The 14024-nt window shown below is 38.4% G+C and carries 19 protein-coding genes and 1 pseudogene; 3 read left to right on the plus strand and 17 right to left on the minus strand.

Going from position 1 to position 14024, the window contains the following annotated elements; all coding sequences use genetic code 11:
• Nucleotides 1-37: 37 nt before the first annotated feature.
• The 10 genes from gcvPB to comGA form a co-directional block, all read right to left on the minus strand.
• A complete protein-coding gene (gcvPB, locus tag ERX27_RS06360) occupies nt 38-1507 on the minus strand; it encodes an aminomethyl-transferring glycine dehydrogenase subunit GcvPB (RefSeq protein ID WP_133432000.1) in 1470 nt (489 codons plus the stop codon).
• The gene (gene gcvPA / locus ERX27_RS06365; RefSeq protein WP_133432001.1) at nt 1500-2843 is read right to left on the minus strand and encodes an aminomethyl-transferring glycine dehydrogenase subunit GcvPA; all 1344 of its coding nucleotides are present in this window, start codon (nt 2841-2843) and stop codon (nt 1500-1502) included. The genes gcvPB and gcvPA overlap by 8 nt, the downstream gene beginning before the upstream one ends.
• 11 nt (nt 2844-2854) lie before the next feature.
• On the minus strand, nt 2855-3940 hold the full coding sequence (gcvT, locus tag ERX27_RS06370) for a glycine cleavage system aminomethyltransferase GcvT (RefSeq protein ID WP_133432002.1): 1086 nt from the start codon (nt 3938-3940) through the stop codon (nt 2855-2857).
• 69 nt (nt 3941-4009) lie between these two features.
• Entirely contained in the window at nt 4010-4507 is a 498-nt protein-coding gene (locus tag ERX27_RS06375) for a shikimate kinase (RefSeq protein WP_133432003.1), read from the minus strand.
• A 154-nt stretch (nt 4508-4661) separates the two neighbouring features.
• Nucleotides 4662-5045 (minus strand): competence type IV pilus minor pilin ComGF, encoded by a 384-nt coding sequence (locus ERX27_RS06380; RefSeq protein ID WP_243715871.1) that lies wholly within the window; start codon nt 5043-5045, stop codon nt 4662-4664.
• Nucleotides 5046-5064: 19 nt separating this feature from the next.
• Entirely contained in the window at nt 5065-5298 is a 234-nt protein-coding gene (locus ERX27_RS06385; RefSeq protein WP_133432005.1) for a hypothetical protein, read from the minus strand.
• Nucleotides 5285-5662: a hypothetical protein gene (locus ERX27_RS06390; RefSeq protein ID WP_133432006.1), complete on the minus strand. Its 378-nt coding sequence runs from the start codon at nt 5660-5662 to the stop codon at nt 5285-5287. Before ERX27_RS06390 ends, ERX27_RS06385 begins: the two co-directional genes overlap by 14 nt.
• Before the next feature lie 34 nt (nt 5663-5696).
• Entirely contained in the window at nt 5697-6011 is a 315-nt protein-coding gene (gene comGC / locus ERX27_RS06395) for a competence type IV pilus major pilin ComGC (RefSeq protein ID WP_424960614.1), read from the minus strand.
• 43 nt (nt 6012-6054) lie between these two features.
• Entirely contained in the window at nt 6055-7089 is a 1035-nt protein-coding gene (gene comGB, locus ERX27_RS06400; RefSeq protein ID WP_133432007.1) for a competence type IV pilus assembly protein ComGB, read from the minus strand.
• On the minus strand, nt 7076-8050 hold the full coding sequence (comGA, locus tag ERX27_RS06405; protein WP_133432008.1) for a competence type IV pilus ATPase ComGA: 975 nt from the start codon (nt 8048-8050) through the stop codon (nt 7076-7078). Before comGA ends, comGB begins: the two co-directional genes overlap by 14 nt.
• Before the next feature lie 200 nt (nt 8051-8250).
• Here comGA and ERX27_RS06410 point away from each other — a divergent pair, with 200 nt between their 5' ends.
• Complete coding sequence (locus ERX27_RS06410; RefSeq protein WP_133432009.1) at nt 8251-8499, plus strand: DUF2626 domain-containing protein; 249 nt, start codon at nt 8251-8253, stop codon at nt 8497-8499.
• 32 nt (nt 8500-8531) lie between these two features.
• Here the strand turns inward: ERX27_RS06410 and ERX27_RS06415 are convergent, their stop codons facing one another.
• The gene (locus ERX27_RS06415; RefSeq protein WP_133432010.1) at nt 8532-9149 is read right to left on the minus strand and encodes an MBL fold metallo-hydrolase; all 618 of its coding nucleotides are present in this window, start codon (nt 9147-9149) and stop codon (nt 8532-8534) included.
• Nucleotides 9150-9242: 93 nt separating this feature from the next.
• Between ERX27_RS06415 and ERX27_RS06420 the strand changes: the two genes are divergently transcribed.
• Nucleotides 9243-9482: a DUF2759 domain-containing protein gene (locus ERX27_RS06420; RefSeq protein ID WP_133432011.1), complete on the plus strand. Its 240-nt coding sequence runs from the start codon at nt 9243-9245 to the stop codon at nt 9480-9482.
• 26 nt (nt 9483-9508) lie between these two features.
• On the opposite strand, the gene ERX27_RS06425 is transcribed toward ERX27_RS06420, so the two are convergent.
• Genes ERX27_RS06425 through ERX27_RS06445 form a run of 5 tightly spaced genes read right to left on the minus strand, consistent with a single transcriptional unit; the run spans nt 9509 to nt 12938 of the window.
• Nucleotides 9509-9820, minus strand: coding sequence for an MTH1187 family thiamine-binding protein (locus ERX27_RS06425; protein ID WP_133432012.1), 312 nt, complete (start codon nt 9818-9820; stop codon nt 9509-9511).
• Nucleotides 9821-9830: 10 nt separating this feature from the next.
• Nucleotides 9831-10790: an ROK family glucokinase gene (locus tag ERX27_RS06430; RefSeq protein WP_133432013.1), complete on the minus strand. Its 960-nt coding sequence runs from the start codon at nt 10788-10790 to the stop codon at nt 9831-9833.
• Complete coding sequence (locus ERX27_RS06435; protein WP_133432014.1) at nt 10787-10978, minus strand: YqgQ family protein; 192 nt, start codon at nt 10976-10978, stop codon at nt 10787-10789. The genes ERX27_RS06430 and ERX27_RS06435 overlap by 4 nt, the downstream gene beginning before the upstream one ends.
• A gap of 2 nt (nt 10979-10980) precedes the next feature.
• Nucleotides 10981-12381, minus strand: coding sequence for a rhomboid family intramembrane serine protease (locus ERX27_RS06440; protein ID WP_133432015.1), 1401 nt, complete (start codon nt 12379-12381; stop codon nt 10981-10983).
• A complete protein-coding gene (locus tag ERX27_RS06445; RefSeq protein ID WP_133432016.1) occupies nt 12378-12938 on the minus strand; it encodes a 5-formyltetrahydrofolate cyclo-ligase in 561 nt (186 codons plus the stop codon). The genes ERX27_RS06440 and ERX27_RS06445 overlap by 4 nt, the downstream gene beginning before the upstream one ends.
• A gap of 169 nt (nt 12939-13107) precedes the next feature.
• On the opposite strand from ERX27_RS06445, the pseudogene ERX27_RS06450 reads away from it, so the two are divergent.
• Nucleotides 13108-13893: pseudogene (locus ERX27_RS06450) on the plus strand (transposase); the annotation flags it as partial.
• An 11-nt stretch (nt 13894-13904) separates the two neighbouring features.
• Here the strand turns inward: ERX27_RS06450 and ERX27_RS06455 are convergent.
• Nucleotides 13905-14024 (minus strand): IS3 family transposase (locus tag ERX27_RS06455; RefSeq protein WP_165983039.1); only part of this gene is annotated, 120 nt, incomplete at its 5' end.

Raw genomic sequence — 14024 nt, forward strand, 5'->3', positions numbered from 1 at the left:
AAACTTCAATCCCTGATGTGGGATTGAAGTTTTTTTGTTACTTCTCGACTGTGCCTTCAAAACGAAGAACAGGTTTACGAGCAGCTGTTGTTTCATCTAAACGTCCGATGATTGTGTGATGTGGCGCTTCTAAAACAATATCTGGATTCTCTTCTGCTTCTTTAGCAATCTGAATCATTGTGTCACAGAATTTATCGAGTGTTTCTTTAGATTCTGTTTCAGTCGGTTCAATCATCATACATTCCTCGACGTTAAGCGGGAAGTAAATTGTTGGTGGATGGAAGTTGAAGTCAAGCAGTCTCTTCGCCATGTCTAAAGTACGGACACCGAGTTTTTTCTGTCTCACACCACTGATGACGAATTCGTGTTTACAATGTCTGTCATATGGCAGTTCGAAGTAAGGCTGAAGACGACGCATCATGTAGTTTGCGTTCAGTACAGCAGTCTCTGAAACTTCTTTCAGGCCATCTGGACCCATTGTACGGATATACGTATAAGCACGTAAGTAAATACCGAAGTTACCATAGAATGGTTTAACACGTCCGATAGATTGTGGACGGTCGTAATCAAATTTAAATGTATCGTTTTCTTTAACGATGTGTGGTTTTGGCAGGAACGGAATAAGATCCGCTTTCACACCAACAGGACCAGAACCTGGACCGCCACCACCGTGTGGACCCGTGAATGTTTTGTGTAAGTTTAAGTGAACAGCGTCAAAGCCCATGTCGCCAGGACGTACTTTACTCATAATGGCATTTAAGTTTGCCCCATCATAGTATAATTTACCGCCGGCCTCATGCACGATTTCACGGATTTCTAAAATATCTTCTTCAAAAAGACCTAATGTGTTCGGGTTTGTCAGCATGATTGCTGCTGTATCAGGACCTACAACGCGTTTTAAGTCTTCGATATCCACTAACCCTTGTTCGTTTGATTTAACAGTGACTGTTTCGAAACCTGCAACTGTTGCTGACGCCGGGTTTGTACCGTGAGCAGAGTCAGGTACGATGACTTTTGTACGCTCGTGATCACCATTTGATTCGTGGTAAGCTCTGATCATCATCAGGGCTGTCCACTCACCGTGAGCACCCGCAGCAGGCTGAAGTGTTACTTCATCCATACCCGTGATTTCCTTTAAGTGTTCCTGTAAGTCATAGATGACTTCCAGTGAACCTTGAATTGTTTTTTCGTCTTGTAATGGATGTGCCTGAGCAAACCCAGCCATACGCGCTATACGTTCATTGATCTTTGGATTGTATTTCATTGTACAAGAACCAAGTGGATAGAAACCTGTATCAACCCCGTGGTTTTTGTTAGAAAGCTCTGTGTAGTGACGCATTAAGTCAAGTTCAGCAATTTCTGGTAACATTGCTTTTTCTTTACGGATAAACTTACTGTCCAGAATATCCTTAACTTTTTTGCCTTCTACTTCAAGAGGTGGTAATGAATATGCGAAACGATTTTCTTTAGAACGTTCGAAAATTAATGGAGTTGCTCCTTTAAGCATTATAGGCACCTACTTTCTCAATGAATGTATCGATTTCTTCTTTCGTACGAAGCTCTGTAACAGCGATCAGCATATGTCCTTCGTATTTATCATCGATACGACCTAAGTCATAACCACCGATAAATCCTTCTTCAAGGAGCTGCTCATTGATTTCAGGAACTGGCTTGTTGAATTTAACAACGAATTCATTGAATGAAGTGCCAGGTAAGACATTGAATCCAGCTTCAATCATTTTGTCTTTCATATAGTTCGCTTTATAAAGGTTCTGTTCAGCCATTTCAACGACACCATTTTTACCTAATGCACTCATCGCAACAGAAGCAGCAAGGGCATTCAGCGCCTGGTTAGAACAGATATTTGAAGTCGCTTTATCACGACGGATATGCTGTTCACGAGCTTGCAGTGTTAACACGAAACCACGTTGACCTTCGTCGTCATGTGTCTGACCGACTAAACGACCTGGCATTTTACGAGTTAACGCTTTTGTTGCAGCGAAGTAACCACAGTGTGGTCCACCTAACTGAGCAGGGATACCAAATACTTGTGCATCACCTACAACGATATCAGCACCAAATTCACCTGGAGGTGTTAATAAGCCAAGCGCTAATGGATTACTTGATACAACGAATAACGCTTTAGTGCCTTCAGTAAATGACTTGATTGCTTCTAAATCTTCAATGCTACCGAAGAAGTTCGGATATTGAACCATCACACAAGCTGTATCCGCATCGATTGCAGCTTTAAGTGCATCTAAATCTGTCACAGTATCTTTTACATCGATTTCAACGACTTCTAAATTTTGACCTTTAGCATATGTCTGAAGAACAGCACGTGACTCATCGTTTACCGCTTTAGATACAACGATTTTCTTTTTACGAGTATGACCGCAAGCAAGCATTGCCGCTTCAGCGAAAGAAGTTCCGCCATCATACATAGAAGAGTTAGCAACGTCCATTCCAGTCAGTTCAGAAATCATTGTCTGGAATTCAAAGATAGCTTGTAATTCACCTTGAGAAATTTCAGGCTGATAAGGTGTATAAGCTGTGTAAAATTCTGAACGAGAAATTACATGGTCAACCACAATTGGCATGTAGTGATCATAAACACCTGCACCTAAGAATGATGCATGAGTTTCACTTGTAATATTTTTATTAGCAAGTGCAGACAGTTCTCTTAAAAGAGCTGTCTCTGATTTTCTTTTTCTAATATCAAGTGGACGATCGAAACGAACTTTTTCCGGGATATCAGCAAATAATTCGTCAATTGACTGAATGCCGATTGTCTCTAACATTTCCTGCTTATCAGTTTCAGTTAATGGAATATAACGATGGCTCATAATCTCTCTCCTTAGTTTTTATGGAATGGTGTTTTTACGACTTTAGCGGGTACTTTATTTTTTCTGACTTGAACATATACTTCGTTACCAATTTCAGTTTCCTTGATATCGATTAAAGCTAATGCGATTGAACGGCCAGATGAAGGTGATTGAGTACCACTTGTCACGTAACCAATTTTCTCGTCATTTTTATTGAAGACTTCATAGTCTGTACGTGCAATACCACGTTCTAATAATTCAAGACCTGCAGAACGACGTGCTGGACCCTCTTCTTTTTGTTTAGCGATGATGTCACGGCCAATAAAGTCTCCTTTTTGTAACTTAACACTGAAGCCCATTTTTGCTTCAATTGGAGAAATGTTTGGCGTGATATCCTGACCGTGTAATGGAAGAGCAGCTTCTAAACGTAATGTATCACGAGCCCCTAAACCACAAGGAACTACTCCAGCTTCAAGTAATCCATTCCAGATATCTACTGTGTCTTGTGCATAACAATAGATTTCATAACCATGCTCACCTGTGTAACCAGATTGTGAAAGAATGACTGTTTTACCGAATAACTCGACGTCCTGGATGAAACCGAACATTTTAAGTTCACTGATGTCTACAGTGACGAGTTTTTCCATTAATTCTTTAGCTTTAGGACCTTGTACAGCAATCTGACCATACTCACTTGAGACGTTCTTCACTTCTACGCCATCAATTTTGTGGTCTGTTAACCATTTATAGTCGATGTCAGTGTTTCCTGCATTGACAACTAATAAATATTTATTATCTTCTAACTGATAAACAACAAGATCGTCAACTACGCCACCTTGTTCATTTGTCATCATTGCATAAATAGCTTGAGACTGAGTAACTTTAGAGATGTCATTTGTCAGGACGTATTGCAGATAATCTAATGCTTTTTCGCCTTCAACTATAATCTCGCCCATGTGACTGACATCAAACATGCCGACATTTTCACGTACAGCAATATGTTCTTCTTTAATACTGGAGAATTGAACAGGCAGTGCCCAGCCAGAAAAATCAATTACTTTAGCACCATCTTCAATATATTTGTCATACAAAGGGGTTTTCTTAAGTTCTGTCATTATTTCTCCTCCATTAAATGAAATTATCTTATTATTACTAATAAGACATACAGTTAAATTGTAATAAAGTGACTATAACGATGCAAGACTATCCATAATCTCTCTTACACAATCATCGACACATCTACTAGAATCTACTTGCATGAATGCGATTTCATTATATCGTGAAACTCTCCTGTTGTACAACTCTTTAATTTGTAAAAATGTCCGGCCATTTGCGTTCGGCCGACTTTCATCATCTGTTATTCTTGAATATAATTCTTGAATATCTGTATCCAGCCAGATGTTCACTTGATTCATTTTTAGCATATGTATGTTTTCAGGAGTTTCAATGACTCCTCCCCCTGTAGCGAGTACAGCATCCTGACTCAGACATTCTTTCAGTGCACAGACTTCAATCTGTCTGAATTTCTCCTGCCCTTCAGTTTTAAATATTTCAGCAATGCTGCGGCCGTCTTTTTCTACTATATAACTGTCGAGATCAATAAATGGCTTGTCTAATACTTGAGCAAGTCTTTTACCAATCGTTGTTTTTCCTGCGCCCATAAAGCCCACTAGTACAATCGTCATTTATTCACTCCTGATTTCTGATATGATTTCCTGATAATAATAATCTTTCAAGTTATCCAATGTATTTAATTTTACCGTATACCTGACACTATAGGAACCAACATAAAATAAAACAATAGCTAACAGAATGAGTGCGAACGGAAACATCAGCCCATCATCTGATCTGAAAAACTTCATGAATCACTCTCCATTTATCCTGATAAGTCATTTCCAGATAAAATGAACCATTCTGCTCATAAAAGCGTGCTGACTTCACACGTTCCATCAGAATAACATAACCTGAATTTTCAGCTTTTCGAATAATTCTTAGTCCATCAAAAGAATAGTTATATGTTCTATAAGTGTCTTCTTTTGCAAGCAGTTCTTTATTGACCACTACAAGACGCATATCTTTAGTTTCTGCTATTAAATCGCGAAGACAAAGCTCAACATTGATATCATAGTTATCTTGCGCCGAAGCTTTAAAAATACTGATATTAGTGATAATAAGTGGAAACAAACTAATCAGCATGACTGCGATAGCTAAATTAAGAAGCATTTCCAGCAAAGTAAAACCCTCATCTTTTGCTGATGCAGTGGTTTTCGGTACAGAGTTCATTATTGTGCTCATAAATGCCTTCACCCCTTCTAACTTCAATCAATACTTGCCGGTATGTCTGTAGTTCTGTATAGGAATCTCTATAATGCTGACTCATATTCTGCAGCATAGGTAAGAGCATCATACAAATGAGTGAAGTGATAGCGAGACTGAGCATCGCATCTATTAATAAGAATGCTTTACTGGCTTTCAATACGGATTCTTCCTCTCACAACTTGAAAGATTAATTGAAATCGCTGATTATTAACAAAATATGTGATGGTGGCACCTTTACTCGCAAGTTCCCCTTTAAAGGTAATGGTCGAGTTGTTTCCACTATAAATATAGCCGTTACGAATACGATAACGCGTGTTGATGCCGAGCTGTGTCGATTTAATTAATATATCTTTTTGGCCAGGCAGAAAAGTCATTGTGATTGATTGTCCAGTCGAAACTGCCAACGTCTGATAGTAATTGATGACTGCTAAAAGTTCCTGGTTTGTCTCATCAACGTCTGCCTTCTTCGCATCAAACAGATGATAGCTCATCATGTTAATCATGATAAGCATGATTAACATGACGAGCAACATCTCTATATAACTGAATGCCTGATCAAGAGGCCGCAACCGCTTCACCGTTAACGATATTGATGGTCTTGCCATTCTTACACTGTGTCTGATTTTCCTTCAGAAAATCGGGCACTAAATCTTGAACATTAGTCGGTGTTTTCCCTGTCTGCAGTTTGTAAGCTTCCATCTGGCCTTGAACCATTTTGACCTGAGCGGTACATCCAGTTGACTGAACATTATCAGATTGTTTAGCGATGTTAGGGATAATAACGATGATAAGAACTGAAATAACTAATAAAACCAAAAGCATTTCTATGAGCGTAAAACCCTCATCTGTACGAAAACTCTGCTTGACCATACCTTTAATTTTCATTGTCATACTTTTCATATGCTTCCTCCTGTTATTGGATGCCGCTCATCATTTGCAGCATCGGTAAAATGATGACCAAGTATAAAGTGATGATAAGTAATGCAAGTAACATAAAAACAATGGGCTGTATCCACTTAATATATTGCAAGATCTGGTTTTCAAATTTCTTAAAGATATATCCTGAATAATATTTAAGTTCAATCTCCAGTTTAGAATTTTGTTCACCATGCTGAATGAAATGAATCAGTGATGATTCAAGTAAGTTAAGACGAGTGACAGCGTCAGGAAGTGAATAACCACTCAGTAATGAGCCATCGATTTCTTCTCCGATATATTTCAGGAGCCGGTCTTTATCCTGACTTTTAAAAATCTCTATAATTTTCAGCATTGCGATACCATTCGCTAAGAAGAATGACAGTTCACTACTGACGCGGTAGGTCAGCAATTTTCGGTGCAGACTATTGATAATCGGTACGCGTTTTAGAAGCCATAGTTGACGTTCAATCTCTGCACGTCTAAAAATAAGCATATATCCTGCTACCAATAAAAAGAAAGAGACCAGCAGAATAATCAGTAATTTAGGCAGTAAAAAGAGGATGGTAGTCATAAAAGTTAGTTCTGGAGAAATAGCGATACCCATTGAATCATACATATTCTTGAACTGCGGAAGAACGGTCTGATTGACCACCATGATAAGTCCAAAGAAAATGGAGATAAGTATCAGAGGATACTGAATGGTCTTTAAAAATTGCTGCCTGCTTGTCTTCTGAGACTGATTATACTGATGGCATTCCATTAGTGACCGATTGATATCACCATACTGCTCTGCAAAATAAACCTGTAATACGATGTGATTCTTATATTTCAGATGAGTGAGAACATCGCTGAGCGGTCTGCCATTTTCCAGCAGCAACAGACTCTCTTCTTTAATATCTCGTTTTATACCGTCGTACTGACTGAATAAAAATTGAACAGCAGCATATAAAGTAAAACCATTGTCCAGAAGCTCTGCAGTTCTGAGTAAAAAATCATCTTCGAACTGTTTTAGTCGATTAGTTGACCACACGATGTTTCTCCAGTTCTGATAAGGTGATTTGCTGTGAATGATAGAGCGTTTCCAGCTGTTCAGCGATAGAGATGTAATGATTCACAGCTTGATTCGAGAAATATTCTTCTACTTGCTGCTGATTGAACATCTCCAGTACTAGCTCCCTGCCAGTTCGCATTCTGATCAGCCGCTGATTAGTGATAAGCTGAACGGCCTGCTTTATCTCAGGTGGATTGTTACCCATTTCCATAAGACGCTCGATAGCTCCTGTACAGTTGTTCGCATGCAAGGTTGAAAGTACTAAGTGGCCACTCAGCGCCGCGTTAATGACCTGTTTTGCGGTCTCATCATCTCTGATTTCCCCGATCATGATAATATCAGGATCACAGCGCAGTATCGCTTTAAATGAGCTTTGATAAGTAATACCTGCTTTTTCATTGACGTTGACCTGTATAGTCTCATGCAAAGTCTGTTCAACTGGGTCTTCAATCGTGATAATCTGTTTCTGCAGTTTATCGCGTGCATAAGCAAGGAGATGATACATCAATGTGCTTTTTCCGCTTCCTGTTGGTCCTGTCATGAGAATAAGTCCGTGCGAAAGTTTCATCATCTGAAACAGAAGTTCATTGTCTATCAGGGGTTCTGCAGAGAATTCTGCTTTCAATAGTCGTAGCACAGCTGCTTCACTGCCCACTGACTGAGGTAATGTAGAAATACGGATATGATAAAGAGTATCTTCATGGGTAACTTGCAGCATACCGCTCTGAGAAGTTTTTCTTTCACTGACATTTAACTGTGAGACGAACTTCAAGTATGCTAATATTTTTTCGTATGTCGTGTGGTCCATCGTTGATATTCTCTCAATTACACCTTCAATACGCATTTTTAAATAGATATGCTCTGCTGATGGGACAAAATGAATATCTGACGCCTGTCTTTTAATACCTGCTGAAATAATTTCATCTACTTTTTCTTTCATAAATCCCTCCCTACTTAATAATCGAAGAAAAAACCTTATTCTTTTCTTTGTGGACAAAATAAAGGCTGAATAAATTTTTTCATCCTTAATTGACATCAGAGTTACCTATATTTAGAAGTGAAAATTAGGTTTACATCTAATGTGACAAACTTTATAATAATAAGTGACATGAACTGATTGATCAGAGAGGGGAGCACTAAATGGATAAAGTTTATAAAACTTTAGGATTCTGGACAGCTATCTTTGCAGTAATGTTCTATGTAGGCGGCATGGATATCGTTGCCTTTATTTTCGTAGCACAGACTGGCTTCTTCATTCTTCTTGGCTACTTAAACCTTACTGAAAGAATGTATATGTATATCTTTGCAGCTTACTTAGTTATCTGTTTCGTAGGATTTACTTATTATTCTACATTCCTACTGGAACCAGGTTTCGGTATGCATAAATAAAAAAAATCCTCAAGATAACTTGAGGATTTTTTTTATAGAAATGGGTTGTGGTCGCTTTCGTAAGCAAGCGTTGTTTTTGGACCATGCCCCGGATAAATCACTGTATCTTCCGGCAATGACATGAGTTCGTCAATGCTGTTCATCAACGTCTGAAGATTGCCTTCTTTAAGATCTGTTCTACCGATACCTTCTTTAAACAGCGTATCTCCCACGACAGCGAAATCTTCAAAAACAAAAGTCAGGCTACCCGGTGAATGTCCTGGTGTATGCATCACATCAAATTTGAATGAACCAAGGGTCTTCTGCCCCGGACGTAAAATCTCAGGCTTCACTCTCACCACGATTTCTTCCAGTCCATATGACTTAAACTTCTCTGAGCCATTTGATTCAGGATCAGACAGCCAGTATTTCTCTTCTTCTGCTACATAAACCTTGACTTGAAAAGCATCTAAAAAGTCTTCAACAGCACCGATATGATCAAAATGTGTATGAGTCAATAGGACTGCTTCTACTTGTTTATTTAAATTCTGTATCAAACTGTTGATCTTTTCGAATTCAGCACCCGGATCAATGACTAACAGAGTTTCTTCATTCTCGATGATATAGCAGTTCGTCTGAACAGGTCCTAAGCTTAAAGCATGTACTTTCATTCATTCCACTCCTTAAAATTACACTCGACAAAACCTAACATTAATTATACAATAATTAGTGATAATAAATGAAATAATGTTGGGGGTTGTACTATGCCATTTATTGATTCAGGCAAACTGGGCAAACTTTTTGGTATCGATATTCATATCGGTGTTAATATTTTCGCTATCTTAATGTTCTTAGTTTTCTTATTTGCACTCAAAGGACTTATGCATTCTTTTAAAACAAAAAACATATTAGGCATTATCTTCGGCTTGCTCGCAGCTGCATCATTCGGTTTCTTCTCTATCGCGACTATGCTGACTTATGGCTATCCAATTTTACATCACTAAAAAAAGACGATTTTCATCGTCTTTTTTTATTTAAGATGTTTATTCACTGAGTCCAGTTTATCAGCCATTTTTCGCGAGATATCTCGTCTGTCATCTATACGGATATTCGTGCAGACCCGTTTAACACCTTTATTGAACGGCGCTTCATGAATCTCACCAATCACTTCCAGAAGAACTGATAACTCACCCTCAATGAGGGTACTCATCGGCGTTAATTGATAGTCAATTAAACCCGCTTCTTTTTTCTCTTTTAAAATCGTCTGAATGTCTGCGATATATTGACTGACACTGACCGACTTCTCATCCAGTGGTATTACGACTACATCTACTATTGCCATTTTTAGACCCTCATTTCACATATTGTTTAATCAATCCAGCTGCACCTATAATACCGGCATCATTGCCCAGTTCAGCTGTTACTATCTTTGTACCCTCAATTGCAGGCTTAAACGTCATTTTTTTGTAAACTGACTCAATATGCTGAATCAGAAACTGTCCTGCTTTAGATACGCCGCCACCGATAATGACATATTTCGGATTCGTCATAACGCTGATGACACTGATTGCATATGCCAGGTGGTTTGCGACTTTACGAATAATATAGGTCGCAAACTCATCACCCTCTTTTGCAGCATCAAACACCATCTTCGCCTGAACTTCTTTGTTTTCGATCGCTTCCTGCAGAACCGTTGTAAACTGAAGTTCTTCGTAGTAGTAATAAGTCTGATTGACGACGCCCGTCGCACTGGCAACCGTCTCTAAACATCCCCGTCTTCCACAGTTACACTGGAAACGCTCTTTAGTGTCGACTTTGAAATGACCAATTTCGCCACCAGATCCATTATGTCCATGTACGAGTTCATTATTGGCGATAATACCTCCGCCAACACCAGTTCCGAGCGTGATACAGACAACATCAGGTTCGTTCTGGCCTGCTCCTTTAAACTTCTCACCGAGCGTTGCCGCATTGGCATCATTATCAATATATACAGGCTTGCCGCTCAACTTTTCAAATTCATCACGTACATGCTTAACACCGTGCCAGTTTAGATTGATAGCTCCATTCACAGTGCCTTTCTCGAAATCGACCGGCCCCGGTACGCCTAAACCAATGCCTTTCACATCTTCAAGCTGATAATTTTTAAGACTCGCATTCTTCTTAAAAGACTCATAAATATCACGCAGAATTCTATCGCCATCATTTTCTGTATGGGTCGGTATTTCCCATTTGTGAAGAATATCAAGGTCTTCACTTAATACCCCTAGTTTACATGTCGTGCCTCCGACATCTGCTGCCAGTATAATCATAGTTTTCCCATCTTTCTTTGGTTTAGAATAAGCCGTGCTTGTATAAACTCTTCATTTGAGATCAATCCACTCTGGTGGATATCTTTTAGTTCCTGATTCATCATTTCAATGGTATTATGTTCATCTTTAAAATAAATAATCAGTCCAAATTTTTTTAGGAGCTGCTGTACATCGTAAAATGATTTCATTTCTACTCACCAAATACTTTCAACTCATTTTTTAATTCTTTAGTTTCTTTTGCTGACATATATTTTTCCGCTTTATTAAAATAACTTTGCGCTTTTTTATAATCATCATTTGCCCGCATGGCTAGCGCCATCTGATAATTAAGAACAGCTGATTCTGGATAGCGTTTCAATCCTGTCTGCCAGGTCGCTATTCCCTCTGCCAAGGATTGATTATTGGCCAGCACAAGCCCGTATAAACGATAAGTATCTGCATCTTCATAACCTTTAGCAAAAATATCTTTAGCCATACTTTCCGCTTCTTTAAAGTCTCCATGTACCATGGCAGCCTGCACTTTATGATTATAAATATTCTCTTCGCTCTGACTAAATGTGTTCATTAACAGCAAAATGATGATAAGTGCTAGTCCCGCTGTCATCATATAAAAATAGAGTCTGGCCTGTTTAAACATCAAGGCTACAAAGAAGCCCCCGAAAAGCCCCCCAAAGTGTGCCCAGTTATTGACTCGGCCAAAAAGATTGCTCATCAGTAAGAAGATGAGGAGGCCGACTGCTGTCTGTATAAGCAATTTTTTCTCAAACCTTTTACTGATAATCATGTAGACAAATAACGCGCCTAAAAGTCCTGTAATAGCCCCACTTGCGCCTGCCGACAGAGCTGTAGTCTCGAAGGATAAGGAAAGTAAATTGCCTATTAGACCACTTATGAGATAGATCAGCAAAAACCTAAGCGGCCCAAAAAGGTATTCTGTCAGTTTTCCGAATATATAAAGGGACAGCATGTTCAGGAGTAGATGTGAAAAATCAAAATGGAGAAAGATGGATGTGAATACACGATAATACTCTCCGTGTACAAAATTAAAATGACTGAGTCCACCTTTTTCAATCAAGTTTCCTGAAGGGTTACTGAACGAAATCATTAAATTGATAAGAAAAATCAGGACGTTTAACACAATCAATATCGTTGTGACCGGACTGAACTTTGACATGGCTCGATCTATGTCATTATCAGCCATCAGTCGTTTATAATAGTAATTTTCAGATTGCCGACCTTTTATCCGGCTAAATACCTGATATTGTCGTGATACATCTATATGTCTCAGTTCACTGTATTTTGACAGACTATGGACTTTTATAGTGGAATTATTAAAGTCAGCGGGTACAGGCTGATTGATTAAATAGATATCAATTTTTACAGGATTGAAGTTTAGGATTTCTTTAATCTGATGCTGTGTTTTCTGTATCAAAAAATCCAGTGACTGAACGTTCTGCTTTTCTTTGACAAAACGAATTGCTTTCTTTGATTTTTGATTAATCAATAGCAGCTCATCCAATTTTACACGCTTAAAATCAGAGTAGCGACTAATTTTGTAAATCGTCTCCAGAAGCTGTTTAGAAGTAATCATCGACGTACTCCAGTAAAGGTACGTTTTTCAGTGATAATTTGATGAACAGGCTGATCGAAATCATCAATCGGTATATCCATAATCTGTGCATCTAAGATAACACTGACTGTTCGCCCGTTAAAAGAAGAGAGAAAACGATCATAATATCCCCCGCCATAACCAACGCGGTAGCCATCCGTGTTAAAACCGAGGCCGGGAACCAATAGTAAATCGACTTCATTATTGACTTCGGTCGGATTTTCAACTGCCAGTATCCCTTTTTCGTCTTTATGTAAATCAGCCGGTGAATGAAATCTCACAAAATCCATTGTTTTATTTTGATAATCACAGTTTGGCACATATACTTTTTTATTTTCAATCAGCGCAAACCTGATAATATTTTCTGTACTGACTTCATGATCCATGCTTAGTGTCACTCCAATGGACTCTGCATTCTGCCATTCAGTCGAATTAAATAATGTTTTTAATAACTCTATCTCAGCCAAATATTTATCAGTCTCTTTCAAGTACGAAATAACCTTTTTACGTATCCCTTTTTTCAATTCTTTGTTATTCATATCTGTCACCTCATCTATAATTATACATGAAATATTCAGCTAATAAAAAAAAACAGACACAAAAGTGTCTGTTCAGACTGTAGACAAAGTCTCCTCCGGAGATTATGTTTACAGTCTTTTTTTGTTAAAATATAAGAAATAAATTCAGCAGGTGATTATATTGATTAAGATGTCTGATCAAGAGTATACAAACCAAAAGCGAAATCAACTTGAAATGTACAGTCTGGAAGATCTTGTGCCACCCAATCATTTACTCCGAAAGGTTGATCAGGTCTTCGACCTGTCTTTCGTATATGATCTGGTTAAAGATAAGTACTCGATTGATAATGGCAGACCCAGCATTGATCCAGTCATTCTAATCAAGATAGTCCTGATACAACATCTGTTTGGGATCAAATCAATGAGACAGACGATTAAAGAGATAGAATCAAACTTTGCATACAGATGGTATCTTGGCCTTGGCGTAATGGATAAGGTTCCTCATTTTTCTACCTTCGGTAAGAACTATGTAAGACGTTTCAGCGATAACACACTTTTCAACGAAATCTTTGAAAGAATTCTAAAGACGGCTGAAGAAAATGGCCTAGTCGATAGCACCTCTCTCTTCATAGATTCAACTCACATAAAAGCCAACGCTAATAAAAATAAATATGAAAAACATGAAATTGAAAAGACCGCAAAACACTATCAGGATGAACTTGAAAAAGAAATAAACGAAATCAGAGAATCTGAAGGAAAAAAGCCTATAAAGCCGAAGGATGAGATAGAAACTAAAACTATCAAAGTAAGTACCACAGACCCTGAGGCTGGATATTATGTTAAAAGTGAAAGAGAAAAACAGTTTACGTATAGTGGACATGTCTGTTGTGATCAAAACGGATGGATAGTTGACCTTCATGTGACCCCGGGAAATGTACATGACAGTACTCAACTCCCTGAGATGATTGATAGATTAGAAGTGGTCTGTCAACATAATATTGGACAGTTTTTATAGAATATTTCTTTATATTCCCTTGGTGTTAGATAATTTAATGCGCCGTGCGGCCTGACATTGTTATACCAGTTCACATAATCAAAAAGTTCAAT

It is taken from the genome of Macrococcus brunensis (assembly GCF_004359615.1).
Lineage (GTDB): Bacteria > Bacillota > Bacilli > Staphylococcales > Staphylococcaceae > Macrococcus > Macrococcus brunensis.